General features: G+C 55.4%; 3 protein-coding genes. All 3 read left to right on the forward strand.

Features of this window, described 5'->3' with window-relative positions:
• The first annotated feature begins 984 nt into the window (after positions 1 to 984).
• The 3 genes from BF95_RS25140 to BF95_RS25150 are packed head-to-tail and all read left to right on the forward strand — an operon-like array spanning position 985 to position 2,045.
• On the forward strand, positions 985 to 1,299 hold the full coding sequence (locus tag BF95_RS25140) for a hypothetical protein (protein WP_043155573.1): 315 nt from the start codon (positions 985 to 987) through the stop codon (positions 1,297 to 1,299).
• Positions 1,300 to 1,309: 10 nt separating this feature from the next.
• Entirely contained in the window at positions 1,310 to 1,666 is a 357-nt protein-coding gene (locus BF95_RS25145; protein WP_043155574.1) for a helix-turn-helix domain-containing protein, read from the forward strand.
• On the forward strand, positions 1,638 to 2,045 hold the full coding sequence (locus tag BF95_RS25150) for an ImmA/IrrE family metallo-endopeptidase (protein WP_161774441.1): 408 nt from the start codon (positions 1,638 to 1,640) through the stop codon (positions 2,043 to 2,045). The genes BF95_RS25145 and BF95_RS25150 overlap by 29 nt, the downstream gene beginning before the upstream one ends.
• The last annotated feature ends 19 nt before the right edge of the window (positions 2,046 to 2,064 follow it).

The raw sequence follows: 2,064 nt of genomic DNA on the forward strand, positions 1-2,064 counted from the left end.
CGGTCAGCAGACCAGGCGGTCCCAGCGACGCGCCAATCCTGCCTGACATCTCCAGCATCAAGGAACAGCATCATGGTACATGTGATCAGAACGCGGCGGGGACTGCCGCATCACACCCAGAACGAACCTCAACCCATTTCTGACAGTCCGCCAGAACCTCTGACTGTCCGGATACCCGCCGCCATCAGAATGACGGGCATTGGCGATCGAAGCTCTATGAATTGATCCAGTCGGGCGACATCGAGATCGTGAAGATCGGAACATCTACCTACTCGATCCGGACGACCTGCGACAGCTGATCAATCGAAACAGGCGTTGACCGGACAATTTGACGAACCGGTGTCAACTTTGTGTGAGACCATGCGGGCAGGGTCTTTTTCTTGTGGTCAATATTCAGTCCGGCCTTGGTGCCGAATTTTGACCACAATTGGGACATTCTGCTCGGTCCGGTCTGGAGAAAACGACAACGGGATAGCGGACATTCGAGCCGGGATGTACGATGGCGGCTTCGCGCCCCAACATCGGTCGTAGCTCGCCGCTTAGCTCCATCCTGATACCGTAGGTCGCTCAYCTCTCGATAATACTAAGAATTGGGCAGTCCGCCTCCGCATTGGAGCGAAGCGACGCCTTCAAACACTGTCCTCCACGGTTTAACGGTCGCTTTGTGCACCATTTCGGTCGTTAAGCTGGCGGCTGACTGTCTCAAAACCGCTGCCGACCGCAATGCCGAAATCCAGTTGGGGCTCAGCGGCGTTGGCCTACTAGTGACCGCACAAAAAATGCACGCCGCGCTTCCCAGAGGATGCGTGACACATCGATCCTACATCGCATCTCCTATGGAACAGTCACCATATTCTGATGTTGACATTTTTCGCGCAGAGAGTTTCATATTTTTTGTTTGGAAAATTTCGAAACTGAGGTAATCATGACGGCTACCAAAAGAAGAGCTCAAAAGCGATCTTCGCCTCGAAGGCGAAGGAACTCGTGTCTGAGTTGGAAGCATGGTTCGAGGAAGAAACGGAATCAATCGATGGTTCGATTGCTGCGGCGGCACCCTCGGGTAGCGGAGGTTCCATCATGGGGACCTGTCCGGCCATCGATTCCAAGCGAGTTGTGGACGCCACAGTTATTACCAAGAAGGTGCTTAACATCGAATTGCCGCCTGAAATCATACAGCCTGGGGGCTATGCTAGCTGCGATGAGATGATTGCCGATCTCATGCCGAAACTCGAGCGGGTTTTTATCGGCGACATTAAAGTAAAAAAAGCAAAGCCGGTCAAAGCATTAGAGCCGGCGTGAAGGGTCTGCAATGAGTGATGAATCCGACAAGTGGCGTGCGATCGGAGAGCGGTTGCGCCAAGCCCGCGAATATCTGGAGCTGAAGCAGGAGGAAGCGGCTGACGCGATTGGTATTTCTCGGTCGGCACTCTCGTTGGTTGAGAATGGCCGCCGAAAAGTCGATGCGGTCGAGTTGGGGCGGTTTTCTCAGGTTTACGGCCAATCTATCGAAGCCCTAACCGGCTCCGCCGAGTTACCACCGCTTCCAGAGAGTGTTCAGGCATTGGCGCGCGCAGCGACCGAGTTATCGTCAGACGATCGCGCGGAAMTGCTTCGTTTCGCGGAATTCCTCCAGATGCGTGGACCTCGAGGAGAAGAACGTGGCTAGGTCGGCGGCAGCGGCGGTCCGTCTCGATGCTGTCGCGGCGGCAAAGCGAGTTCATCGCGAACTTGATCTCAAGGAGCGCGTGACCGAGGGCGGCGGTCTCATCGATATCTTCGAAGTGATCGGAGATCTCGGCATCCCATTGGTATTTAAGCCGCTGAACTCCGCTTTGGGACTATGTCTGCCTGCCCCCTTGCGCGGCATCATGGTAACGACCCGCCGTGGATTGCATATCCAGCGTTTCACAGCTGCCCATGAATTGGGCCACGTCATTTTGGAGCATGCCGGAAGCGTTGATCGGGTGATCCTAGAGCGAGCGCCGCAGCCCGAAGACGATCGACGCGATCTTCAAGAGGTGGCGGCGGATGCATTTTGCCGCTGAAATGATGCTGCCGAGGTGG

Origin of the sequence: Sphingobium sp. Ant17, from assembly GCF_000588875.1 — a bacterium.
Classification (GTDB): Bacteria; Pseudomonadota; Alphaproteobacteria; order Sphingomonadales; family Sphingomonadaceae; genus Sphingobium.